This is a genomic window from Planktotalea sp. (assembly GCF_050633725.1).
Taxonomy (GTDB): Bacteria; Pseudomonadota; Alphaproteobacteria; order Rhodobacterales; family Rhodobacteraceae; genus Planktotalea.
The window spans coordinates 52,174-74,493 of the sequence record NZ_JBOEHB010000001.1 but is presented as its reverse complement, the minus strand read 5'-3'; the positions used below and the strand labels follow the sequence as shown (position 1 = coordinate 74,493).

24 protein-coding genes and 1 riboswitch are annotated in these 22,320 nt (G+C 55.1%); of the genes, 19 read left to right on the top strand and 5 right to left on the bottom strand.

Annotation, left to right across the window (positions count from 1 at the left end):
- Window positions 1–67: 67 nt before the first annotated feature.
- Window positions 68–568: a hypothetical protein gene (locus tag ACRBCU_RS00385; protein WP_431363376.1), complete on the top strand. Its 501-nt coding sequence runs from the start codon at window positions 68–70 to the stop codon at window positions 566–568.
- 185 nt (window positions 569–753) lie between these two features.
- Here the strand turns inward: ACRBCU_RS00385 and ACRBCU_RS00380 are convergent, their stop codons facing one another.
- A complete protein-coding gene (locus tag ACRBCU_RS00380; protein ID WP_431363375.1) occupies window positions 754–1,560 on the bottom strand; it encodes a crotonase/enoyl-CoA hydratase family protein in 807 nt (268 codons plus the stop codon).
- Window positions 1,561–1,741: 181 nt separating this feature from the next.
- Window positions 1,742–2,935 (bottom strand): hypothetical protein, encoded by a 1,194-nt coding sequence (locus ACRBCU_RS00375; protein ID WP_431363374.1) that lies wholly within the window; start codon window positions 2,933–2,935, stop codon window positions 1,742–1,744.
- 41 nt (window positions 2,936–2,976) lie between these two features.
- Between ACRBCU_RS00375 and ACRBCU_RS00370 the strand changes: the two genes are divergently transcribed.
- The 3 genes from ACRBCU_RS00370 (at window position 2,977) to ACRBCU_RS00360 (ending at window position 5,992) form a co-directional block, all read left to right on the top strand.
- Window positions 2,977–3,849, top strand: a complete 873-nt coding sequence (locus ACRBCU_RS00370) for a LysR family transcriptional regulator (protein WP_431363373.1) — start codon at window positions 2,977–2,979, stop codon at window positions 3,847–3,849.
- A 115-nt stretch (window positions 3,850–3,964) separates the two neighbouring features.
- Window positions 3,965–5,194 carry a beta-ketoacyl-ACP synthase I gene (gene fabB / locus ACRBCU_RS00365; RefSeq protein WP_431363372.1) on the top strand — a complete coding sequence of 410 codons (1,230 nt, stop codon included), beginning with the start codon at window positions 3,965–3,967 and terminating at the stop codon, window positions 5,192–5,194.
- Between the two features lie 6 nt (window positions 5,195–5,200).
- On the top strand, window positions 5,201–5,992 hold the full coding sequence (locus ACRBCU_RS00360; protein ID WP_431363371.1) for an enoyl-ACP reductase FabI: 792 nt from the start codon (window positions 5,201–5,203) through the stop codon (window positions 5,990–5,992).
- 82 nt (window positions 5,993–6,074) lie between these two features.
- Here the strand turns inward: ACRBCU_RS00360 and ACRBCU_RS00355 are convergent, their stop codons facing one another.
- Window positions 6,075–6,986, bottom strand: coding sequence for a glycosyltransferase family 2 protein (locus ACRBCU_RS00355; RefSeq protein WP_431363717.1), 912 nt, complete (start codon window positions 6,984–6,986; stop codon window positions 6,075–6,077).
- A gap of 89 nt (window positions 6,987–7,075) precedes the next feature.
- On the opposite strand from ACRBCU_RS00355, the gene miaB reads away from it, so the two are divergent.
- From miaB to metK, 8 genes are all read left to right on the top strand, one after another.
- Window positions 7,076–8,401, top strand: a complete 1,326-nt coding sequence (miaB, locus tag ACRBCU_RS00350) for a tRNA (N6-isopentenyl adenosine(37)-C2)-methylthiotransferase MiaB (RefSeq protein WP_431363370.1) — start codon at window positions 7,076–7,078, stop codon at window positions 8,399–8,401.
- Between the two features lie 442 nt (window positions 8,402–8,843).
- Window positions 8,844–9,341 (top strand): OmpA family protein, encoded by a 498-nt coding sequence (locus ACRBCU_RS00345; protein ID WP_431363716.1) that lies wholly within the window; start codon window positions 8,844–8,846, stop codon window positions 9,339–9,341.
- Between the two features lie 9 nt (window positions 9,342–9,350).
- Entirely contained in the window at window positions 9,351–9,662 is a 312-nt protein-coding gene (locus ACRBCU_RS00340; protein ID WP_431363369.1) for a hypothetical protein, read from the top strand.
- A gap of 109 nt (window positions 9,663–9,771) precedes the next feature.
- On the top strand, window positions 9,772–10,806 hold the full coding sequence (locus ACRBCU_RS00335) for a PhoH family protein (RefSeq protein ID WP_431363368.1): 1,035 nt from the start codon (window positions 9,772–9,774) through the stop codon (window positions 10,804–10,806).
- A gap of 70 nt (window positions 10,807–10,876) precedes the next feature.
- Window positions 10,877–11,365 carry an rRNA maturation RNase YbeY gene (gene ybeY / locus ACRBCU_RS00330; protein WP_431363367.1) on the top strand — a complete coding sequence of 163 codons (489 nt, stop codon included), beginning with the start codon at window positions 10,877–10,879 and terminating at the stop codon, window positions 11,363–11,365.
- A 49-nt stretch (window positions 11,366–11,414) separates the two neighbouring features.
- Window positions 11,415–12,317, top strand: a complete 903-nt coding sequence (locus tag ACRBCU_RS00325) for a hemolysin family protein (RefSeq protein ID WP_431363366.1) — start codon at window positions 11,415–11,417, stop codon at window positions 12,315–12,317.
- A gap of 3 nt (window positions 12,318–12,320) precedes the next feature.
- On the top strand, window positions 12,321–13,781 hold the full coding sequence (lnt, locus tag ACRBCU_RS00320) for an apolipoprotein N-acyltransferase (RefSeq protein ID WP_431363365.1): 1,461 nt from the start codon (window positions 12,321–12,323) through the stop codon (window positions 13,779–13,781).
- Between the two features lie 32 nt (window positions 13,782–13,813).
- Window positions 13,814–13,861, top strand: a riboswitch (SAM-SAH riboswitch).
- Between the two features lie 6 nt (window positions 13,862–13,867).
- Window positions 13,868–15,049, top strand: a complete 1,182-nt coding sequence (metK, locus tag ACRBCU_RS00315) for a methionine adenosyltransferase (protein ID WP_431363364.1) — start codon at window positions 13,868–13,870, stop codon at window positions 15,047–15,049.
- A 55-nt stretch (window positions 15,050–15,104) separates the two neighbouring features.
- On the opposite strand, the gene ACRBCU_RS00310 is transcribed toward metK, so the two are convergent.
- Both ACRBCU_RS00310 and ACRBCU_RS00305 read right to left on the bottom strand, forming a co-directional pair.
- Window positions 15,105–15,509: a DUF1801 domain-containing protein gene (locus ACRBCU_RS00310; protein WP_431363363.1), complete on the bottom strand. Its 405-nt coding sequence runs from the start codon at window positions 15,507–15,509 to the stop codon at window positions 15,105–15,107.
- 1 nt (window position 15,510) lies between these two features.
- Window positions 15,511–16,374: an AraC family transcriptional regulator gene (locus tag ACRBCU_RS00305; RefSeq protein ID WP_431363362.1), complete on the bottom strand. Its 864-nt coding sequence runs from the start codon at window positions 16,372–16,374 to the stop codon at window positions 15,511–15,513.
- Between the two features lie 91 nt (window positions 16,375–16,465).
- Here ACRBCU_RS00305 and ACRBCU_RS00300 point away from each other — a divergent pair, with 91 nt between their 5' ends.
- From ACRBCU_RS00300 to ACRBCU_RS00270, 7 genes are all read left to right on the top strand, one after another.
- A complete protein-coding gene (locus ACRBCU_RS00300; protein ID WP_431363361.1) occupies window positions 16,466–16,972 on the top strand; it encodes a GNAT family N-acetyltransferase in 507 nt (168 codons plus the stop codon).
- 90 nt (window positions 16,973–17,062) lie between these two features.
- Window positions 17,063–17,428 carry an STAS/SEC14 domain-containing protein gene (locus ACRBCU_RS00295; protein WP_431363360.1) on the top strand — a complete coding sequence of 122 codons (366 nt, stop codon included), beginning with the start codon at window positions 17,063–17,065 and terminating at the stop codon, window positions 17,426–17,428.
- A 53-nt stretch (window positions 17,429–17,481) separates the two neighbouring features.
- Window positions 17,482–17,784 carry an ArsR/SmtB family transcription factor gene (locus tag ACRBCU_RS00290; RefSeq protein ID WP_431363359.1) on the top strand — a complete coding sequence of 101 codons (303 nt, stop codon included), beginning with the start codon at window positions 17,482–17,484 and terminating at the stop codon, window positions 17,782–17,784.
- Window positions 17,781–18,650: a sterol desaturase family protein gene (locus ACRBCU_RS00285; protein ID WP_431363358.1), complete on the top strand. Its 870-nt coding sequence runs from the start codon at window positions 17,781–17,783 to the stop codon at window positions 18,648–18,650. The genes ACRBCU_RS00290 and ACRBCU_RS00285 overlap by 4 nt, the downstream gene beginning before the upstream one ends.
- A gap of 48 nt (window positions 18,651–18,698) precedes the next feature.
- Window positions 18,699–19,913, top strand: a complete 1,215-nt coding sequence (locus ACRBCU_RS00280; RefSeq protein ID WP_431363357.1) for a TCR/Tet family MFS transporter — start codon at window positions 18,699–18,701, stop codon at window positions 19,911–19,913.
- A 77-nt stretch (window positions 19,914–19,990) separates the two neighbouring features.
- Window positions 19,991–21,076 (top strand): Zn-dependent alcohol dehydrogenase, encoded by a 1,086-nt coding sequence (locus ACRBCU_RS00275; RefSeq protein WP_431363356.1) that lies wholly within the window; start codon window positions 19,991–19,993, stop codon window positions 21,074–21,076.
- Window positions 21,073–22,305 (top strand): mandelate racemase/muconate lactonizing enzyme family protein, encoded by a 1,233-nt coding sequence (locus tag ACRBCU_RS00270; protein ID WP_431363355.1) that lies wholly within the window; start codon window positions 21,073–21,075, stop codon window positions 22,303–22,305. The genes ACRBCU_RS00275 and ACRBCU_RS00270 overlap by 4 nt, the downstream gene beginning before the upstream one ends.
- The last annotated feature ends 15 nt before the right edge of the window (window positions 22,306–22,320 follow it).

Genomic DNA, 22,320 nt, shown 5'->3' with positions numbered 1-22,320 from the left:
CTTGTGCATCCTTATCTAAGGTGCCCTGAGCGCACGCATTTTGATTTCGATTTGATGGACCAACACGATGATAAAGCCATTCGCATTTTGTATTGCCTTTCTTGCCTCGCCTGCGTTTGCCGAGCAAAGCCTCGTTTTGTCCCCATGTTGGGACGGGATTGATAAAGGTGCCAGCCAGACAGAGGCAGAAATGGCAAAATACTTGTCTGGAACCTGGACCATGTCTGCCGCGGGAACGGGATTTACAAAGGGCACGAATATTATGACGGGAACGCTGTCAGCCGATCCTGCGAGCGGGGCTTTGCTGATGGAGGGGCGTGCGCTCACGCCGCTCGACGCGGCGAACGCGCCATTTGATATGTCCGCTGCCGCGCTTTCCCCCAATGGTTTGAACGAGACAGAGCTTGAAGTGCTGAATGGTTGCGCCAACCCTGCGCGCTATTTCTGGGAGTTTGGCAGTGGATCACGAAAAAGCTGGGGCGCGCTCATGTTCGTTGAAGGCGACCTTGCCGTTGGCTTTATGGCAAATAGCGCTGGTGGCTCGCGCAAGATTTTGCTGACGCGATGAAGAGACTTCAAGCGTATCTCGTCTTGGGCGTTTCGCTCTTGGCGCTTTGTAGTTGCGCCCCGTCTAGTGGGAGCAATGCAGGCCGTGCCACGGGATCGGGCAACACAGAGCTTTCTATCACTGGAAGCAGCACGATTGGCGTCACGTTCAGCTCGTCAGGGCGCGCATCAAGTTTACCCTAACGCCTAACCATCTCGCCTGATCCGCGCGCCGCTCTTGTCAGCAAAGGCGGCAAGACGCGCGCGGGCATCGGGCTGGGTGTTGACCACACCTGCCACAACGGCTTCGGCATAGGCCGCGTCCATTGCGGACATATTTTGCATGTGGCTGACCGCTGAGCAGATCGCAAAGTTCGAGAGCGGCAGGTTTTCCGCCGCGCGATTGGCCAGTTCCATCGCCTTGTCAAAGCTGGAACCTTCAACGCGATATTGCGCGAGGCCAACCTCTTCCGCCTCTGCACCTGAATAAACGCGTCCCATGAGCATCATGTCGATCATGCGTGCTTTGCCAACCAAATCTGTTACACGGATCGTCGCGCCGCCGCCTGTGAAAAGACCGCGCTGACCTTCTGGCAGGGCAAAGTAGGTGGTTTCATCCATCACGCGCACATGGGCGGAACTAGCAAGCTCCAAGCCGCCGCCAACAACTGCGCCCTGAAGCGCCGCAATGATCGGCACGCCGCCATACTCCATCTTGTTAAACGCCTCATGCCAACGCAGGCAGACATGCATGAAATCCGCAGGCGAGCGATCTTCATCGTGATGCTCGATCAGGTCGAGACCTGCACAAAAATGATCCCCCGCACCTGCGAGAACCACAGCGCTGACACCTGCACGCGGCGCGACAGAGAAAAAATCAACCAGTTCTTCGATCGTATCGATATCCAGCGCATTTCGCTTTGACGGACGGTTCAAGGTCACGACCCAAACGCCATTCTCATGCGCTTCAAGCGCGAGGTTCTTAAAGCGGGCGGTATCAATCTGGAGCGTCATGGAGCTACCTTTCACGAATTGAAAATCTCGTGATTGGGGTAACGAGTTGGAAGAGCCCTCGCAAGAACGCAAGCGCTTTACAGGCACATTGAACGCGCCGTCACTTTGTTGATCCAAGCAAACGGCGCGCACAAAAAAGGGCCACCCCCAACAGGATGGCCCGAATACTATTTACGAACAATCACTTGATGCTGAGACCTTCAACATCGGGCAATCGCCCCTGAACCGCCCAGCCTGTTGTATCGGCCACATCTTCGGTAATCGCCAAAACCAACTCGTTCTCGCCTGCTTTCAAAGGTAGATAGACACTGTCCCAATATCCGACAGTTCCTAAGAAACGGTAATCTCTGGTGCGATAGCGATCCGAAGCTTCAACCAGTAGCGCACCATTCAAGTAAACACGTACATCATCGCTAAATCCAAACTCGAACTGCTTGGTGCTGGCTTGTTCGGCTGTGATCGAAACCTTGGCAAACACCGTGTCTTTGCCCGCTTCGATCCCATGCAGCCGCGCAAGGTTCACAAGACCAGAGGCCTCAGCATCCAAAGCCTGATAGCTCGCACCGCTCGCCATATCGCCGATGTTGGTTTTGCTGTTCAAACTCGCACCATCAAAGGGATCAGACACCTGCCATTCTGCAATTGTACCAACCGCCATTGGCTCTGGCGCGCTAGGTGTTCCTGCGAGCTCGAGGCTCTCGGCTGGAGTGACGTTGATGTTTGAAATCCAAGCGGGTCCACCAAGGTTCAATCCCCAAAATCCGATCCCGCCGGGCATGATGTCGCGGCGCAGAACACTTGCAATCGCAGGTGTTTCCATATCGCCGATGTAGACGTCCATGCGATCCTCGGAGACTTCCAGCTTAACAGGCGTCCACGTCCCAAAGTCATAAGTTGTCGCACTGGAATAGGCTGGCCCGTAATAGAGTTGCCAAGACGGCACCCCGTTAAAACGGGGCATATATTGGTTGGCATCGGGGTTTCCCGACTGATGCGCACGCATATAGAACTCTTCATAGTTGTTTTGATCCTGCATACGAAAGTTCGCGCCGACAAAAGTGCGGGTATCGCCAAAGTTCACGTCATATTCAATCGTGCCGTTCTTCAGGCCAATGCCTTTCAACACCGCAGCGCCAAAGGAAAAGGGTGCGCCCTCGGCAGGGGAGGCAAGCACAATCGCATCGCGACCAGCGTGGCTTTCAAAGCCTGCATTGGCAATGAAGGCAAAATTCTCTTCGCTTAGCGACACGGGCGCGGCAATCGCCGCACCACTCAGCGCCGCGCCCGAGAGGACAGAAAGAACAGTCAAAAAACGTTTGGAATTGCGCATAACAGCCTCGAAATTGGTTTCACTTGTCGAAACTGTTTCATTCAAGTTTGTTGCGCTCAACACGCAAATTTGCAAAAGACTATTGCATGAGTGCACTAAAGCAAATTCCATTCGATGCGTTGAATCAATTCGCAGTCGTCGCCCAGCAGCAAAGCTTTTCCAAGGCGGCGGCGCTGTTAGATATGCAACCATCGACGCTATCACGTCACATCGCTGCTCTCGAAAAGACGCTAGACTTGCGTCTACTCCAACGCACAACACGCACCGTGACATTGACACAGGACGGAGCCGCGCTCTTGGAAAAAATCGCGCCGCTCTTGGAGGATCTTGGCCAAATCACAAGGACCGCAGCAGAATCCAAACGCGCGATGTCAGGATTGGTCCGCATTGCCACCTCGGCTACCATGGCTGAAATTTGCATCGTGCCGGTTCTACCGATGCTGCGAACCCAATTTCCTGAAATCCGTGTCGAATTGGTTTTGAACCCGCAGATCACCGACATGCGCAAAGATAGGGTCGATTTTGCAGTTCGGGCCGGAAACCTAGAGGACCAGACGCAAATCGCGCGCAAGATCGCAACGCATGAGTTCCAGCTTTATAGCGCGCCGTCCGAGCAAAGCCACGAGAGCGCGCGCGAATTGACCTTTGATCCACAATTCCCCTCGGCGAGAGCGCCAACGCTCATTTGCGAAGATTTCTTTATCCTGCGCAATCTTGTCATTGCTGGAGAAGGACGGGCATGGATGCCTGTCGAGTTTTGTCTTGAGGCAGAGCAAAGCAAACAACTTGTCAGGGTCACGCCCAACAATAGTGAGTTCTTTGACGTATTCATTGCCTACCCCAAAGGGTCATTAGTCACAGAGCGTGCGCGTGCGGTGATGAAGCTCGTCACACAGCAGGCAAAAGCAACAAGCGCGCATGTTAGCGAATTGACGCCGCAGCCCTCAAGGGAAAGGTGATCACGGCGCTTTACGGACATTCAATCGGGGCCTTTATGGTTCTCGCGGCTGCGCCCCTTGCACCTATCCCCCGCTCTGCCCTACATAGAGCTAACGTTACGAAAAGGAGTGCGCCATGCGCCGTGTCGTCGTCACAGGTCTGGGAATCGTGTCCAGCATTGGCAACAACGCCAGTGAGGTTTTGACCTCGCTGCAAGAGGGGCGCTCTGGCATCACCGCCAATGAGGATATGAAGGAACACGGGTTCCGTTCTCAAATCGCGGGCGCGATTGATCTCGACATCAAAGATCACGTGGACAAGCGCACGCTGCGTTTCATGGGGCCGGGTTCTGCCTATGCGCATATTGCGATGGGTCAGGCGATTGCGGATGCGGGTCTTACAGAGAAAGAGATCATCAACCCGATGACAGGTTTGATTGCAGGCTCTGGTGGTCCAAGCACCTCTGCCATGCTCGCCGCGCATCAGGTTGTTCTGAAAACAGGCGCGACCAAGCGCATCGGGCCTTTTGCAGTTCCAAAGACGATGTCCTCGACGGTTTCAGCGAACCTTGCGACGGCCTATCAAATCAAGGGCATGAATTTCTCGATCACCTCGGCGTGCTCGACGTCCCTGCACTGCATTGGCATGGCCGCGCAGCAAATCGCGCTTGGCCTGCAAGACACGATGTTTGCGGGCGGCGGCGAAGAACTCGACTGGACGCTGTCCTGCCTGTTCGACGCGATGGGCGCGATGTCGTCCAAATATAATGACACGCCTGAGAAAGCGTCCCGCGCCTTTGACGCAAACCGCGATGGTTTTGTGATCGGCGGCGGCGGCGGCATGGTTGTGCTGGAAAGCCTCGAGAGCGCACAGGCGCGCGGTGCGAAGATTTACGCCGAGGTCACTGGCTTCTCTGCAACGTCTGATGGCGCAGACATGGTAGCCCCCTCTGGCGAGGGCGGCGAGCGTGCGATGCGCGGGGCTTTGAGAACTTTGAACGAAGATCGCAAAATCAGCTACATCAACGCACACGGCACATCGACCCCCGTGGGCGATGTGGGCGAGATCGAAGCAGTCCGCCGCGTCTTTGGTGAGGGTTCAACGCCCCCAGTCAGCTCGACCAAGTCGATGACAGGCCACTCCCAAGGCGCAACAGGCGCACAGGAAGCCATCTACTGCCTGCTCGCGCTTGAGAACGATTTCATCATCCCGTCGATCAATGTCGAAACCCTCGATCCAGCGCTTAAGCCGGAAGAGATCGCAACGACGCGCATCGACAACGCGGGGCTCGATACGGTGATGACCAACTCCTTCGGTTTTGGCGGCACCAACGGCTCCATGCTTCTTTCCAAATTTCACGGGTGATTTGATATGACGGGTTCCATGCAGGGAAAACGCGGCCTTATTATGGGCGTCGCGAACGAGCGCTCCATCGCATGGGGCATTGCCAAAGCGATGGCGGAAGCAGGCGCAGAGCTGGCCTTCACCTATCAGGGCGAGGCTTTCGGCAAGCGCCTAGAGCCGCTCGCGGCCTCGGTTGGCTCTGACTTTATGGTCGATGTGGATGTAACGGATGACGCCTCGCTTGACGCGGCGTTTGAGGCGCTCGGCGAGCGCTGGGACACGATTGACTTTGTGGTGCATGCGATTGCCTATTCGGACAAGAACGAACTTACGGGCCGTATCCTGAACACCTCACGCGAGAATTTCAAAAACTCGATGGACATCTCTGCTTATTCCCTGATCGAAGTGGCGCGCCGCGCGCATCCGATGATGGTGGAAAATGGCGGTACGATCCTGACGTTGACCTACATGGGTTCCACGCGCGTTACGCCAAACTACAACGTGATGGGCGTTGCCAAAGCCGCGCTGGAATCTACAGTGCGCTATCTGGCCAACGATCTCGGCCCAGAAGGCATCCGCGTCAACGCGATCAGCCCCGGCCCGATGAAAACCCTTGCAGGGGCAGCCATTGGCGGCGCGCGTAAAACCTACAAGCATACGGATCAAAACGCTCCGCTGCGCTCCAATGCGACGCTTGAAGCCGTGGGCGGCGCTGCTGTTTTCCTTGCTTCAGACGTCGGCGCCTGCACCAGCGGAGAAATTCTGCGCGTGGATGGCGGCTTCCACGTGCTTGGTATGCCTCAGCAAGACAACCTCTAACGTCTTTCGGGATTTCTCAGCTTTGCTGAGGTGGGGGCAACGCCCCCACTTCAAATTCTTCGCAGAAGAATTTGGCTCTCGCTCAAAACCATTGCCCCGGCTCCATAAGACCAAGATCAAGCAATTGGCGAGAATGCCACTCAAACGCCGATGAATTATGCCATTGGAACGTTTCGATATCGAAAGATGATCCCGGATTTCGCTTGAGCGCCTTTGCAGTGCGGAACGACATGATCGCTGCCGATAAATTGTGATGCCATTCGCAGGCATAGGTATTGTATTCGGCTAGATTAAACGTGTGGTTTGCTCGCAGCTCTAGACCTTTGCAGGACTTGAACAGCCCAACGCGATCAATTTTGCGGCTCGCTTCAGAGATATGTTCTTCATACCGCCAACGCAGCCCACCAAAGAAATCAAGCTGCCGCTCTTCGGGCCACTCGGTTCCTGGCTTGTTGCGCGCCAAAGCGTAATACCCCGAGCGATCCATATGAGCATGCTCCAGCGAGACGGCATTCGGAAACTTTCTCAGATTATCCGCATAAAGATCGACAACATAGGTCAGAATCGTATCGCGCCGCTCTTCCATATTATAGGCGATCATTTCACCCACTGAACGCGTTTCGCAAAACGGGTAGAACAGGTATTCTGCGTTGTAACAATAATAGAACCAAGTATCTGGCGCGGCTTCAATAATTGCGTTTACTGCGGTTTCCAAAGCGCGATCACGCGCCATGTCATATGTAACGCGATGGGTTTTCTTGACGATATCATCGGGCAATTCGAAGGCGTCGGGCATAAATACAATGATCTGCTTGAACCCACAGTCAAAGTGATGGCGCAAGGTTGTACCAACTTCTACGTCGTCTTCGACAAAGATCATCGCAATAGGCCCTTTGGCCAACGCGTCTTTCCCAGTGGACAAGAAGTGTTTCAGCGATGAATAGCGCGGCACGGCACATTCCCTCTTCAAATTCCTGCCGCTAAATTCGGCCATTTGCGCGCGCATTGCAAGCGCCCTCACTTATGATGTAACACGCGCCAATCTACGCGCGTGTGCGCGCACACCTTCAGGGGCACTCTACCATGTCAGAGACTAAAAAACTCTTTATCAAAACCTACGGCTGCCAGATGAACGTCTATGACAGCGAGCGCATGAGCGAAGCTCTGGGCGCGCAGGGCTATGAAGAGACCAAAACCCCTGATGATGCAGATATGATCCTGCTCAACACCTGCCACATCCGCGAAAAAGCAGCCGAAAAGATTTACTCCGAACTCGGCCGCATGAAAGCCTTCAAAGCGAACAAACCTGATCTCAAGATCGGCGTCGCTGGCTGCGTTGCACAAGCCGAGGGCAGAGAAATCATGCGCCGCCAGCCAGCCGTTGATCTGGTTGTCGGCCCGCAAAGCTATCATCGCCTTGGCGAAATGGAAACCAAGACGCGGCGCGGCGAAAAAGCGCTCGACACCGATTTCCCGATTGAGGACAAATTTGAAGCGCTGAAAAACCGCCCGAAAGCGCGCCGTGCACCGGCTGCTTTTCTGACGGTACAAGAAGGCTGCGACAAGTTTTGCGCGTTTTGCGTTGTTCCTTATACACGCGGCGCTGAGGTCTCTCGCCCAGTGCAGCGCATTGTTGATGAAGCCAAAGACCTAGTTGAACGGGGCGTGCGCGAACTCACGTTGCTTGGCCAGAACGTCAACGCCTATCACGGCGCAGGACCAGACGGAAACGAATGGGGCCTTGCGCAATTGATTTGGGAGCTCGACAAAGTCGATGGGTTAGAGCGTATCCGTTTTACCACCTCACACCCGAATGACATGCAAGACGATTTGATCGAGGCGCACGCGCATTGCGCCAAACTTATGCCTTATCTGCACTTGCCGGTTCAATCTGGCTCAGATCGCATCCTCAAGCGGATGAACCGCTCGCATACTGCCGAGAGCTACCTGCGCCTGATCGAGAAAATTCGTAAATCCCGGCCTGATATTTTGATGTCCGGCGATTTCATCGTCGGCTTCCCGGAGGAAACAGAAGCCGACTTCCAAGCCACACTCGATCTGATCGAAGAGGTGCGCTACGGCTATGCTTATTCTTTCAAGTATTCGACGCGACCGGGCACGCCAGCCGCCGAACGCGCTCAGGTCGACGATGCAGAGGCGTCTGAGCGTCTACAACGACTTCAAGCGCTGATTTTCCGCCAGCAAATGGAAATTCAACAAAGCATGGTTGGGCGCGACGTCACTGTTTTGATCGAAAAGGCGGGGCGCGATCCCGGCCAGATGGTCGGAAAATCCGAATACCTTCACGCCGTCCACATCAATGACTGCACCGCGAAAGTTGGCGATCTGGTTCCAGCGCGCATTACCGAAGCCGTTCGCAACTCGCTTGCAGGCGCAATGATTACTTAAAGTTAGCGCGATGCATGCTTTGCACGCCTCGGGTTGTCTCGCAGGTGCGAATCGCATCTACTTGAACTTGAATAAGAATTGGGCGGAAGGCATCAAAAATGCTAGGACGCCTTAATATCTTGGCTTTTCCCCTTCCGAAGAGCATTTTGGCGGCGTAACTTGCCTTAATCTTGACACATTATGCTTCACACGGGGCATAGATTTGTTATGGTGACCGATATCTAGTGGGACGCAGAGTGAACCTACCGCTTATCTGGTGGTGCTCTGGGGGGATTTAAGACGAAGGACAACGGCTGTGGCGAATTTACTTTCCAAAGCACTTCGTACCGTTGCTAAAAGCGTCGCAATTGTCAGCCTAAGTGCATTGTCACTTGGCGGCGCTGCGTCAGCCCAGCAATATGGTACGCATCAGTATGGCAACACCCAAGGTGTCGCCAGCGCAATTCAGGGCGTGGCGACGGGGACATCGCGCACAGTTTTGGGCGAACGTTACATTCCAAACATCTGGGTCGACCCTGATGGATGCGAGCACTGGGTTATGGACGACGGCGTAGAAGGTTATATGACGCCTCACACCAACCGTCAGGGCATCCCGGTTTGCCGCCGTGGCAATGTTTGCGGCGTCATGAACTCCGATCAGTTCTTTGCGACCAACAGCCACCGCATCAGCCAATCTGGCCGCCAGCAGCTTATGAACTTCTTCAAAAGCTCAAGCGCCTCTGCCTATATCATCGCCGGTCATACCGACAGCCGCGCATCCGATGCCTACAACATGCGTCTCTCTTATAACCGCGCAACAACAGTTGCCGCCGTTGCTCAAAGCGTAGGCGCTCGCGTTGCCGACGTCCGCGGGTATGGCGAGCGTATGCCACGTGCATCCAACGGTACACGCAATGGCATGGCGCAAAACCGCCGTGTTGAAATCATCTGCATTCGCTGAGGAAAGAATATGAAACTCGCAAAACTCACCCTCGCGATTGTCGCACTGTCTGCCTTGGCAGCCTGCGAAGGCGGAGGAATTGGCCCGGACAAGGGCGTTGACCGTGGCACAGACAGCAAAGACCTTAGCCAGCTCCGCGCAGGTATCTGGGTTGATCCAAACGGCTGTGATCACTGGATCATTGACGATGGTGTTGAAGGTTATCTTTCTGCACGCCTCGATCAATACGGCAAACCTGTCTGCTCAGGCGCAGCCCCTGCAAACGTCGCGACTGGCCCATTCAAAGGCGGCGCAACAAGCATCTTTGGGGATCCGCTCTGATCTTCAGCCATCACCACATGACATTCCAAACCGCAGGCCTCCCGCCTGCGGTTTTTTTGCGTGCAGCGCATACATATATGAAAAAGCAACCCATTTTCAGGAGAACTGAGTGACTGCCACCACCCTATCGCCGGACCTTCCGAACGCCGTAGAAGCCCAAATTGAATTCCCGGACAATCGTCTCCTCATTGATCTGTGTGGCGAGTTCGATAAAAATTTGAGCCAGGTTGAAAAGGGTGCTGAGGTCCAGATCATTCGGCGCGGCAACCGGTTGGTCATCATGGGCGATCCTGACGCACGCGCTGCAGCAATTGAGGTCATTGGCACCCTCTATGCGCGCCTCGAAGCCGGCAAACCCGTCGAAGCTGGTGACATCGACCGAGAATTACGCATGGGCCTCACCCCACGAAACGTCCTCAGCGATGAACCCAGCGGTGATCAGATCGAGATGTTCAAAGGCGATCACATCGAAATCAAAACGCGCAAGAAACTGGTAGAGCCACGCACAGACGCCCAAAAGGGCTATGTTAAGTCGCTCTTTGACAATGAACTTGCCTTTGGAATTGGCCCTGCGGGAACAGGCAAAACTTACCTTGCAGTCGCGGTTGGCGTGTCGATGTTCATCGGCGGCCATGTGGACAAAATCATCCTCTCGCGCCCTGCCGTTGAAGCAGGCGAAAAGCTTGGCTACCTGCCGGGCGATATGAAGGACAAAGTCGATCCCTACATGCAACCACTTTACGATGCTTTAAACGACTTTCTACCTGCCAAACAATTGACCAAGCTGCTCGAAGACAAACGGATCGAAATCGCACCGCTCGCCTTTATGCGCGGCCGCACGCTTTCAAATGCCTTTGTGGTTCTGGACGAGGCCCAAAACGCCACAACAATGCAGATGAAAATGTTCCTCACGCGCCTTGGCGAAGGGTCTCGCATGGTCATCACTGGCGACAGAACCCAAATCGACTTGCCCCGCGGCGTCCCGTCTGGACTGGCCGATGCGGAACGCCTTCTCAGTCGCCTTCCTTCAATCAGCTTCAATTATTTCACCTCAAAAGATGTCGTGCGCCACCCACTTGTCGCGGCGATCATCGAAGCCTACGAAGCAGATCACGAAGCAATGCTCGCGCGTAAAAAGACCTAAGACCCATGTTTCCTCTCTCCAAAAACATCCCGGGGGTCTGGGGGCTGGCCCCCGGCTTCACGTGAACGCCATGTTGACCGACACGCTCTATGAAGATCAGCGCTGGCACAACACCGACTTTGAAACGCTCGCCGAAGCCGCGGCGCAAGCAACTCTGCGACACCTGGCGCTTGACCCGAGCGCATTTGAAATCGCTATCCTTGCATGCGACGACACCCGAATTGCCGACCTTAACACAGAATTTCGCAGCAAACCAACGCCCACGAATGTGCTCTCTTGGCCCTCTAGCGATCGCGCAGCTGAGAGCGACGGCGCAATCCCCGACGCCCCTACTCTCCCAATGGACGCAGAACTAGGCGATATCGCAATCAGCTTTGACACCTGCGCGCGCGAAGCAAAGGCCGCCGGCAAACCGATGCAGCATCATGTCACACATTTGATTGTCCACGGGGTGCTGCATTTGCTCGGTTACGATCATATTCGTGACCTTGATGCCACTTTAATGGAACAAACCGAAGTCGAGATACTTGGCACGCTGGGCATAGATAACCCATATTAACCGCATCGGGCAGAGAAACGCCCAAATGACATAAGGATTACAAAGCGCCATGGGCGACATTGACGGCCCTTCTATCGCAGCGCAAAGCGCGCAGCCAGTAGAGCAACCATTACATAACGATACTTCATCTGACAAAGACAGCGGCTTTTTCTCGCGCGTCATTTCTGCGCTGAGCCCGTCCCAAGACAACGCGCCCGAAAGCACTCCGGTTCAAAACACACCGCGCGCGCAGCCGCACGGAATGATCAACTTACGCCGTATGCGGATTGAAGATGTTGCCGTTCCAAAGGCGGACATTACTTGCGTTCCTGAGAATGTGTCAAAGGAAGAACTGCTTGAGGTTTTCAAAGACAGCGGCCTGACCCGCTTGCCTGTTTACCGCGGCACACTCGATACGCCGCTTGGCTTTGCCCATCTCAAAGACTTTGCGATTCTTCATGGCTTCAACCGCAACGATACCGCGTTTGATCTGCAAGCCATGTTGCGCCCATTGCTGTATGTCCCGCCCTCTATGCCGATCGGAATTCTGCTAACCAAAATGCAAACCGAACGGCGCCATATGGCGTTGGTGATTGACGAATATGGCGGCGTTGACGGGCTTGTAACTATTGAAGATCTCATCGAACAGGTGATCGGTGAAATCGAAGATGAACACGACACCGAGGAAGCAGAGCTTTGGAGCTTGGAGAAGCCCGGTCAATACCTTGCGCAAGCAAAAGCCCCGCTTGATGAATTCGAGGATGCCATTGGCATTCACCTCACCGAAGACGAAGAGATAGACGAAGAAGAAATCGAAACGCTCGGTGGTCTTGTCTTCATGCTCGCAGGTCATGTGCCCGCGCGCGGTGAAGTTGTGCGTCACCCCGCAGGATATGAATTCGAAGTCATCGACGCCGACCCGCGCCGTATCAAGCGTCTGCGCGTCCGGCTCACACCGCCACCTGCCGAATAAGGAATGAGCGAGAGGCGCATCCATTTCGCGCTCTGTATCATAGCAGGGCTTTGGTTCGCCGCAGGGCAGGCTCCGATTGGCTGGTGGCCTTTGATGCTTGCTGGCTTTTCACTCTCCGTGTGGCTTCTCAAGGCCAGCGAAACGAGCAAGCGCGCTGCATGGACAGGATGGGCGATCGGCACCAGCTATTTCGCTGCCTCACTCATCTGGATTGTCGAACCGTTCTTGGTTGACATAACCAAGCACGGCTGGATGGCCCCCTTCGCATTGGTTGGCATGGCAGGGGGGCTCGCGCTTTTCTGGGCGCTGCCCTTCGCAATCGCCGCGCGTTTCGGGCGACCCGCGAGCATTCTGGCACTTTGGCCCTTGGCTGAATATGCGCGTAGCACCCTGTTCACAGGGTTCCCTTGGGGCCTTCAAGCCTATGCATGGGTGGACACTCCCATCGCACAAATCGCAGCATGGACTGGCCCGCACGGCCTTGGCGCGCTGACACTATTTCTTGCCGCGCTCCCCGTCCTGACCGAGCAAAGAAAAAGCAACGTTGTGAGTGTGCTTGGATTGATGGCCCTTGCCGGAGCGGGCACGATATCCCTACGCGGCGCGAGCCAAGCAGAAACCAGCGCGCCTGTCGTTCGCCTCACCCAGCCCAACGCGCCACAACACCAAAAGTGGGACCCTGAATTTGCCTCGATCTTCTTTCGCCGTCAGATCGAAGCGACGTCGGCGATGCCAAAACCCGACCTGATCATCTGGCCCGAAACCTCGCTTCCCAATTGGCTTAACGACGCAGAACGCACTTTAGAGCATATTGCCCAAGCCGCAGATGGCACGCCCGTTCTTATTGGTGCGCAGCGTTACGAAGCTCGAAGCGCTTTCAACAGCCTTGCCGTTTTGCAAGCGGACGGCGAAATCGGCCAAGTCTACGACAAACACCATCTTGTCCCTTTTGGTGAATACCTGCCTTTTGATGGTCTGCTAAGCAGCTTGGGCATGAGTACACTGACCGAAACTTTTGGTGGCTTCGCAGCTGGCCCCGGACCAGAGCTGATAGACCTCGGAGCGCTCGGCGCTGCTTTGCCGCTCATCTGTTATGAGGCGATTTTTCCCCATGAACTGAATGCCATAAAAGAGCGCCCAACCTTTTTGCTTCACGTGACCAATGACGCATGGTTCGGCACATGGTCTGGCCCCTATCAGCACCTTGTGCAAACGCAATTTCGAGCAATCGAGCAAGGTCTGCCCCTATTGCGCAGTGCAAATACCGGCATCACAGCCACGATTGACGCCCATGGACGGGTGCTTGATTTCATCCCACTGGGACAATCGGGGTATATAGACACCCCACTGCCTCCAAGTGTTGCGAAAACTTTTTATGCGCGTTTGGGAGATTTTCCGTCACTCATTGCCTTGCTTTTCCTCCTTGCGGCCACACTTATGCCTTATCGCTCGCGCAAGGATTGACGCGAGAAACAAGCGGGCGTAGGCCCATCCCATGATCGCTACAACGGCTTCCTGACGTGGCGAGGTAACTTACTGGAGCACTATCCATGACACGGCAGAATTATACATTCACTTCGGAATCCGTTTCCGAAGGGCACCCCGACAAAATTTGCGACCGCATCTCCGATGCTGTTCTTGATGCTTTCCTTTCTGAAGAACCAGAAGCGCGGGTTGCAGCAGAAACATTTGCAACAACAAACCGTGTCGTCATTGGCGGCGAAGTCGGCTTGGCCGATCAATCCAAGCTCAAAGAATACATGGGTCGAATTGAGGACATTGCGCGCGCTTGCATCAAGGACGTCGGTTACGAGCAGGACAAGTTTCATCATGAAACTGTCGAAATCACCAACCTTCTGCATGAGCAATCCGCCCACATTGCACAGGGCGTTGATAGCGCGAAAGACAAAGACGAAGGTGCTGGCGATCAGGGCATCATGTTCGGCTATGCAACGAATGAAACCGATGCACTCATGCCTGCACCGATCCAATATTCCCACGCTATTTTGCGCCGCCTTGCGGAAGTGCGCAAAGACGGAACAGAACCCACTCTGCGCCCGGACGCTAAATCCCAGCTGTCCGTAGTTTATGAAAACGGCAAACCTGTTGGCGTCTCTTCTATCGTTCTGTCCACACAGCATCGTGACGAGAGCCAGACGTCTGACGACATTCGCGCCATTGTCGAACCCTATATCCGCGAGGTGCTTCCATCCGGCTGGATCACAGATGCGACGGAATGGTGGGTTAACCCCACCGGCACATTTGTAATTGGTGGACCTGACGGCGATGCGGGCCTTACGGGCCGTAAAATTATCGTCGATACCTATGGCGGCGCGGCTCCGCACGGTGGCGGCGCGTTTTCTGGAAAAGATCCTACCAAAGTTGATCGCTCAGCAGCTTATGCGGCGCGCTATCTAGCTAAGAACGTCGTTGCCGCGGGCATGGCGGATCGTTGCACGATTCAATTGTCTTACGCGATCGGCGTATCAAAGCCATTGTCGATCTATTGCGATACGTTTGGTACAGGCCAAGTCGGTGATGCGGAGATCGAAAAAGCGGTTGAGCAATGCATGGACCTCACACCGCGCGGCATCCGTGAGCATCTTCAAATGAATCGTCCGATCTACGAGCGCACTGCGGCCTACGGCCATTTTGGTCGTGAGCCTGACGCAGACGGCGGTTTCTCTTGGGAGAAAACCGATCTAGGCGAGGCTTTGAAAAGAGCCGTATAATCGTCGGTTTCTGGAATTTTCAAAAGGCCCTGCCGCATTTGTGGCGGGGCTTATTTTATTTGTTACGATGATAGGTTAGCGCCATAGAAACCAAAGCACGGGCCGCGAAATCTGGCAATTCTTCATCAAGCCGCATCGCAACTTCTCGGTTGCCAATATACTTGAACTCAAAAGGAAAGGCTTCGCTCATGCGGGGCACCAAATCCGTGTTGCAATTAAAATAGAGGCTGCAAGAGTTAGGTGACTTATCCTTCCAAGCCATGCGGATCGTACTGCCCGCCTTGGTTTTTGCTGTTAGGTAAGCAGGCTCACCCCATTTGAGCGTTTCCTCCAACGCCCCCACTTCGAGACGCGCGGCTTCTTCAAAAATGATGGCACGCAACTCAAGCAATCTGCTGCGCGCATCTTCTGGATAAGTCGCAAAGACCTCAGAAACCGGCGTCGGCATATCAAGCGTCATGTTAAGCTACCTCAATTGGTAAAAGGATCTCTGACAGCAACTCTGCGGGCGCGGTTGTTTTCGGATCGTTCAAATAGGCTTCCAAGATCGGCGCATCGCGAAGCTCATGCCCGCTTTCAGGCAACCAGATACCAAACAACCAATCATAGGCTGCCCGCATATCTGAATAAGGGCCCTTGTGACTAAGAACCGCGTAATTGCCGCCAGCGATCGTCATTGGCTTTAGCGTCCCGATAGGCTCGCTTGGTGTACCAAAGAGCGCAGCAGCAGCTGAGCGAAGCTCTCCATCAGGCAGCGCATCAGGATCATCGAAAAAGACACCATATGCGCCAATCATTTCAGAGAGTTTACCTGCCTCACCCAGTGTTGCCATGAGTTCTCCAAAGGCTTTGTCGATCCCCATATAGGTGCCAGTGCGGTGCGCCCCGAGCGCATGGGCCTCGGGCAACTCACGAACTTGCATCGGGAAAGCACCTGCATTCGCCGCTTGGGCCGCTTCCAGCAGAGCCACATGGGTTCCTGTTTTGCGATAGTTCCCTGGCGACGTCCCGTATGCCCCCGAAAAAGCTCGGGAGAACGCAACATCACTCGAATAGCCAGCGCGTTTTGCGATTTCAGGAATGCGGATTGCGCTGTTTGAAAGCTCGGACGCGGCACGCGCAAGGCGCAAGCGTTTGACAGTTTGCGCCGCAGTTTCCCCCATCACAGCGCGGTAAACACGATGCCAATGAAACCGCGACATAGCCGCGACATCTGCAAGCGTATCCAGATCAAGCGGCGCATCTAGATTGTCATGGATATGGTTGCTCACACGGCCGATACGATCGTAATAGGCAACAGATGTTCCTTGGGCTTGTTTGCTCATTTTATTTCTCCATTTTCACTATGAAGATTTCGTAGCTGACTTCAAATTGATAAATCTTGCTAAGTTGAACGCGACTACGAGAAAGGGCTTTATGACTGATTTGGCTATACGCGCATCATGTGCGGATGATCTTGCACAGATTTTGGCGCTATATCCTTTGGCTTTTTCTGACGAGGATCTGACAGGGCTGATCGCGCAATTGCTCGGCGGGGAATACCAAGTCACGTCGCTCTGTGCCTTTGAGAACGACGGTCTTGTCGGGCATATTCTCTTTACACGCGATCTATCAGGGCACGGCGCATTGTTGGGGCCTATGGCGGTCTCGCCTGCTCGGCAAAGACAGGGTATCGGAAGCGCATTGATCAAAGCAGGTCTAGACGCACTGAAAGCTCAGGGCGTTGCGCAAGTCTTCGTGCTTGGTGATCCTGGTTATTATTCGCGGGCAGGCTTTACCCCTGAGCGACACGTTCAACCTTGCTATCCTATTCCCGAAAAATGGCGTGACGCATGGCAATCCTACAAAATCGGCAAAGCCTCAGTGGATGCAGCTTCGTTAAAGCTGCCGACACCTTGGATGGAGCCATCCCTATGGGGCTAATTCAAATAGTTCACAGGAACGTTTGACGCGGATCAAGGTAGTTGATCACAAACTGTGCAACGCTTTGGTTAAAGCACAGGAGGCTCGACCATGTTCACCGTGACCAAACCCAAAGAGAACCGCGTTGATATCGAAATAGATGGCGGCATTGACGCCAACATAATGACTGCTGGGTTAGAAGAGCTTATCCGCCTCTCAGAAGATGTTGAAAAGGGCGCGCTTCTTTACACGATCACTGACTTCGATCTTCCCACATTGGGCGCAATTGGAGCCGAGTTTCTAGAACTGCCGAAAATGTTCAAGCTGCTTGGCAAGTATGAAAAATGCGCAGTTCTTGCCGACCACAGCTGGATTCGAACAGCAGCAGAGTTTGAGGGCGCGCTGATCCCGCACCTAGAAATCAAAAGTTTTCATCTTAATGAAGCAAGCGCAGCCGAGGCCTGGCTTGAGATTTGATGTTGTGATTTAGCAGGGTTGACTCGATTAATCTAGAAAACTAGTTTAATCGAATGATTCCTTCGCACAAAATTGCCGAGAGCTTCTCGGCCCTCTCTCACGCCTCGCGCGTTGACATTCTTCTTGCCTTGATGCCGCATGCAACAAACGGGCTTACGGCTGGCGAAGTCGCGGAACGCACAAAAATTCCGCCTTCGACCCTTGCACATCATTTGCGCGAGATGGAAATGGGCCATGTGATCCAACGCATTGCAGAGGGTCGCAAAACCATCATTAAACCTGACCTGACAAGCCTGTCGCAAATTGCGGGGCTGATCTCAGAGCTTTGCTGCTGCGCGGAGGATGAGACCCAATGACAGCACGCATTGCATCGCAGTTTTTTCTGCTTGGCCTAATCGCGGCAATGGCGCTGCTCTTTATTCTAACCCGTGGCACAGCAGATCAAGATTTGCTTCTGTCGGGCGCAGCACTGGGGTTGATCGGACTCTCGCTCGGGCTGGAACGCGTCTTTCCCCTGCATCCCAATTGGAACGAAGGGCAAGGCGACACAAAGGGCGATATTGCGTCGTTCGCGTTGATCTTCGGAGCATTGGACAGCGGTTTGAAATATCTCTCACCCTTCTTGATCCTCGCTCTTTTGCCAGATCTTGGGGCTGGTTTGGCGATGCCGCTTTGGCAACAAGTGATCGCGGTTACGTTGATCATCGAACTCGGTTCATGGCTTAGCCATTTCGCGCACCACCGTTACCCCAGCCTGTGGGCCTTGCATGCGATGCACCACGCGAGCGAGCGCTTGTACACCCTCAACAACTTTCGCTTTCATCCACTTAACCACGTGCTTAACCACGTCATCGCCTTCCTACCACCGCTTGCGCTTGGCTTTAACCAAGAAGCATTGCTTGCCTATACCGCACTTTCCATGCCCATCCTGTTGTTCCAGCACAGCAATGTTCGCTTTGAATTTGGGTTTCTAAATCGCGTCTTTAACACCAACGCATTGCACCGCTGGCATCATTCCAGCGCGCCAAGCGAAGGGACGAAAAATCTTGGCCGTGCATTGGTTTTATGGGATCACCTGTTTGGCACCTATTTCAATCCCGCTGAGACAAATGAGCCGCGCAGCATCGGGTTGTTCCAATCAAGCAAGTCTTATCCCAAACCGCGTCAGATCTGTCGCCAACTGATCTGGCCCTTTAACAAGTCCTGTTGCGCTACCCCGTAAACTAGGCAACTCTCGCGCTCAATTCAGACAACCCAAACTGGCCGCCCTATGACGACGTCTCGCCTGCCCATCTATTTCATTATTGCTACCGTCGCGATTGATGCGATGGGGATCGGGCTGATCATGCCGGTGATGCCCGACCTGCTGCGCGAAGTGGACGGCGGTGATTTGGGCGACGCGGCAGTTTGGGGCGGTATTCTTGCGACCACCTTTGCCGCGATGCAGTTCCTGTTTGGCCCGATTATCGGCTCGCTCTCGGATCGCTTCGGCCGCAAGCCAATTCTTGTGATTTCGCTTGTCATAATGGCGTTTGACTATGTGCTAATGGCGGTAGCTGGCACGATCTGGCTGCTTCTGATCGGGCGGATCATCGGCGGGATCACTGCCGCCACCCACGCCACCGCCGCGGCCTATGTCGCCGATGTCTCCAAACCCGATGAAAAGGCCGCGAACTTCGGCCTGATCGGCGCGGGCTTTGGCATTGGTTTTGTTCTCGGCCCTGTCATCGGCGGCGTTCTGGCGGAATTTGGCACGCGCGCGCCGTTCTGGGCGGCGGCTGTTCTCGCGCTCGCAAATGCGGCGTTCGGTTGGTACATCCTGCGCGAAAGCGTCACCGACGCCACGCGCCGCGCCTTTGACTGGAAGCGCGCCAACCCCTTCGGCGCGTTCAAATCCATCGGCAGCTTTCCCGGTCTAGGCGCGCTGTTGACTGTGTTCTTTTTCTTCCAGATCGCAAATTTCGTTTATCCTGCGGTTTGGGCCTATTACACGGTCGAACGCTTTGAATGGTCTCCCGGAATGATCGGGGTGTCTTTAGCGGTCTACGGGCTTTGCTTCGGGTTGGTACAAGGCTTTCTGGTGCAACCTGCGATCAATCGCTTTGGGCATCGGCGCACGGTTGTGATCGGCCTCGGTCTGGAAACGGTGATGCTAGTGGTCGTCGCCTTTATCACCTCTGGCACGCTGTTGCTGCTACTGATCCCGCTTAACGCGCTCGGAGCAATTGGCCTGCCCGCATTGCAAGGGATCATGTCGCGGCGGGTGAGCAATGATGCACAGGGAGAATTGCAAGGCGTTTTAACCTCGGTCGGATCCCTCTCCGCAATTCTCGCGCCACTCATCATGACCCGTAGCTTTGCCTACTTCACGGCGTCTGATACGCCGATCTACGCACCCGGCGCGCCCTTCCTGATTGCCGCGGTTCTGATGGCAATCTCGGTTGTGATCTTCCAAATGCGCAAACGGGCTTCCGTAGCGTCATAAACGGCGCACAATGTCGGAAAGTGGCTTGTGAGCGCGCGAGGCTTGCGCAACCCTGAACCTCAGTTCGGGAGAAACATATGTCTACAATCAAAGCCGCCGTTTGCCATGAATTTGGCGCGCCTCTTACTATCGACGACGTGCAATTGCGCGGCCCTGAGATGGGCGAGATCGAAGTCACACTGGATGCGGTGGCGATCTGCCATTCCGACATTACCTTTATTGACGGCGGTTGGGGCGGCTCGCTCCCTGCGGTCTATGGGCATGAGGCGGCGGGCATTGTTTCCAACGTTGGGACTGGTGTCGTAGGTTTGAGCGAGGGCGATAGCGTTGTGGTTACGCTAATCCGCGCTTGTGGGAATTGCTCCTCCTGCGCGGAGGGTGCACCGACGCTTTGCTCAACGCCTTATGATGGGGATCACGGGCCTTTGAAGACCGCAGATGGTGGCAAGCTGCATCAGGCCATGGCCTGCGGAGCATTTGCCGAGAAGGTTGTCGTCGATCAGCGCCAAGTGGTGAAGATTGCACCAGATATTCCAAAGGATGCCGCCGCCTTGCTCGCCTGCGGCGTGATTACGGGCGTTGGTGCGGTGATCAACGCAGCAGAGCTGCGTGCGGGGCAAGACGTTGTTGTCATCGGCGCGGGCGGCGTAGGACTGAACGCGATCCAAGGCGCGCGTATCGCGGGTGCGCGGCGCATCGTGGCTGTGGATATGAGCGAAGAAAAGCTAGAGATTGCCAAGAGCTTTGGCGCAACGGACGGTGTTCTGGCGACTGTTGAAAAGCCTTGGCGCGCGGCCAAAGCGGCGATGGGGCGCGGCGCGGATGCGGTTATCGTCACCGTCGGCGCTATTCCCGCCTATGAGCAAGCCCCGCAATATTTGGCCTATGGTGGTCAGGTGATCATGGTCGGCATGCCCCACTCTGGCGCGAAGGCAGTTTACGAGCCTGTGAACATGGCTGCCGTCGGTCAGGGCATGAAAGGCTCTAAGATGGGCGATGTGGTGATCCAGCGCGATATTCCATGGATGGTGGATATGTACGGGCAAGGGCGCTTGAAACTGGATGAGCTGATCTCGGGGCGCTGGACTTTGGATCAGATCAACGAGGCGATTGCCGATACCAAGTCAGGCTCCGCCAAACGAAATGTGATTATGTTCTCATGAAGCTGCAAGACCTGGAGATTATCGTCACCGCGCCCCCTGCCCCCGGTTGGGGCGGGCGCTATTGGATCTTGGTCAAAGTCACGACAGACACGGGGATTGTCGGCTGGGGGGAATGTTATGCTTCCTCTATCGGGCCAGAGGCGATGCGCCCCGTGATCGAAGATGTGTTCGAGCGGCACATGCAGGGCGAAAACCCCGAAAATATCGAGTTGATGTTCCGCCGCGTCTATTCCTCCGGCTTTACGCAGCGGCCTGATCTGACCGTCATGGGTGCGTTTTCGGGTCTTGAGATTGCCTGCTGGGATATCCTTGGCAAAGCGCGCGAACGTCCTGTTTATGCTCTGCTGGGCGGGAAAATGAACGAGCGCATTCGCGCCTATACCTATCTCTATCCGCTGCCGCACCATGATATGACAGAGTTCTGGACCTCGCCCCAGATGGCCGCCGAAAGCGCCGCTGATGCAGTCGCGCGCGGCTATACGGCAGTGAAATTTGACCCAGCTGGCCCCTATACGATGCGCGGCGGGCATATGCCTGCGATGAGCGATATCAGCCAGTCGGTGGCTTTCTGCAAAGCCATCCGCGCTGCGGTGGGCGATAAGGCGGACCTGTTGTTTGGCACGCATGGGCAGTTCAATACGGCGGGCGCGATCCGCTTGGGTCAAGCGCTTGAGCCCTATTCGCCGCTCTGGTTCGAGGAGCCGACACCGCCTGATCACATCGAGGATATGGCCCGCGTGGCGCGCGCTGTGCGCATCCCTGTCGCCACAGGCGAGCGGATGACGACAAAGTCCGAATTCGCAGCGGTTCTACGCGCGGGAGCTGCGGAAATTTTGCAACCTGCATTGGGGCGCGCAGGCGGTATTTGGGAAATGAAGAAGACGGCTGCAATTGCTGAAGTGTTCAATGCGCAGATGGCGCCGCATCTATATGCGGGCCCCGTGGAATGGGCCGCGAACATTCATCTGGCCGCGTCGATCCCGAATATTCTGATGGCGGAAACGATTGAAACGCCATTCCATGATGCGCTGATCAAGGGCAGCATTCGCGTCGAGGATGGGTTCATCACGCCGCCAAGCGCGCCTGGCCTTGGGATTGATGTGGATGAAGCTTTGGCGCGCGCTCACCCGTACACAGGCGACGGTCTACATCTGCAAATGCAGGAAGAGCCCTGTGATTACGCGAACGGCAATGCCTTTGAAGGCGGCGCGCCAGCCCCGAAGAGCTGACGCAAATCCTTAGCA

Excerpts from the sequence above, each read along its gene's own strand:
- ACRBCU_RS00385 (WP_431363376.1), top strand. The coding sequence starts at position 68 with ATGATAAAGCCATTCGCATTTTGTATTGCCTTTCTTGCCTCGCCTGCG.
- ACRBCU_RS00380 (WP_431363375.1), bottom strand. The coding sequence starts at position 1,560 with ATGACGCTCCAGATTGATACCGCCCGCTTTAAGAACCTCGCGCTTGAA.
- ACRBCU_RS00370 (WP_431363373.1), top strand. The coding sequence starts at position 2,977 with ATGAGTGCACTAAAGCAAATTCCATTCGATGCGTTGAATCAATTCGCA.
- fabB (WP_431363372.1), top strand. The coding sequence starts at position 3,965 with ATGCGCCGTGTCGTCGTCACAGGTCTGGGAATCGTGTCCAGCATTGGC.
- ACRBCU_RS00360 (WP_431363371.1), top strand. The coding sequence starts at position 5,201 with ATGACGGGTTCCATGCAGGGAAAACGCGGCCTTATTATGGGCGTCGCG.
- ACRBCU_RS00355 (WP_431363717.1), bottom strand. The coding sequence starts at position 6,986 with ATGGCCGAATTTAGCGGCAGGAATTTGAAGAGGGAATGTGCCGTGCCG.
- miaB (WP_431363370.1), top strand. The coding sequence starts at position 7,076 with ATGTCAGAGACTAAAAAACTCTTTATCAAAACCTACGGCTGCCAGATG.
- ACRBCU_RS00340 (WP_431363369.1), top strand. The coding sequence starts at position 9,351 with ATGAAACTCGCAAAACTCACCCTCGCGATTGTCGCACTGTCTGCCTTG.
- ybeY (WP_431363367.1), top strand. The coding sequence starts at position 10,877 with ATGTTGACCGACACGCTCTATGAAGATCAGCGCTGGCACAACACCGAC.
- ACRBCU_RS00325 (WP_431363366.1), top strand. The coding sequence starts at position 11,415 with ATGGGCGACATTGACGGCCCTTCTATCGCAGCGCAAAGCGCGCAGCCA.
- lnt (WP_431363365.1), top strand. The coding sequence starts at position 12,321 with ATGAGCGAGAGGCGCATCCATTTCGCGCTCTGTATCATAGCAGGGCTT.
- metK (WP_431363364.1), top strand. The coding sequence starts at position 13,868 with ATGACACGGCAGAATTATACATTCACTTCGGAATCCGTTTCCGAAGGG.
- ACRBCU_RS00310 (WP_431363363.1), bottom strand. The coding sequence starts at position 15,509 with ATGACGCTTGATATGCCGACGCCGGTTTCTGAGGTCTTTGCGACTTAT.
- ACRBCU_RS00305 (WP_431363362.1), bottom strand. The coding sequence starts at position 16,374 with ATGAGCAAACAAGCCCAAGGAACATCTGTTGCCTATTACGATCGTATC.
- ACRBCU_RS00300 (WP_431363361.1), top strand. The coding sequence starts at position 16,466 with ATGACTGATTTGGCTATACGCGCATCATGTGCGGATGATCTTGCACAG.
- ACRBCU_RS00295 (WP_431363360.1), top strand. The coding sequence starts at position 17,063 with ATGTTCACCGTGACCAAACCCAAAGAGAACCGCGTTGATATCGAAATA.
- ACRBCU_RS00290 (WP_431363359.1), top strand. The coding sequence starts at position 17,482 with ATGATTCCTTCGCACAAAATTGCCGAGAGCTTCTCGGCCCTCTCTCAC.
- ACRBCU_RS00285 (WP_431363358.1), top strand. The coding sequence starts at position 17,781 with ATGACAGCACGCATTGCATCGCAGTTTTTTCTGCTTGGCCTAATCGCG.
- ACRBCU_RS00280 (WP_431363357.1), top strand. The coding sequence starts at position 18,699 with ATGACGACGTCTCGCCTGCCCATCTATTTCATTATTGCTACCGTCGCG.
- ACRBCU_RS00275 (WP_431363356.1), top strand. The coding sequence starts at position 19,991 with ATGTCTACAATCAAAGCCGCCGTTTGCCATGAATTTGGCGCGCCTCTT.
- ACRBCU_RS00270 (WP_431363355.1), top strand. The coding sequence starts at position 21,073 with ATGAAGCTGCAAGACCTGGAGATTATCGTCACCGCGCCCCCTGCCCCC.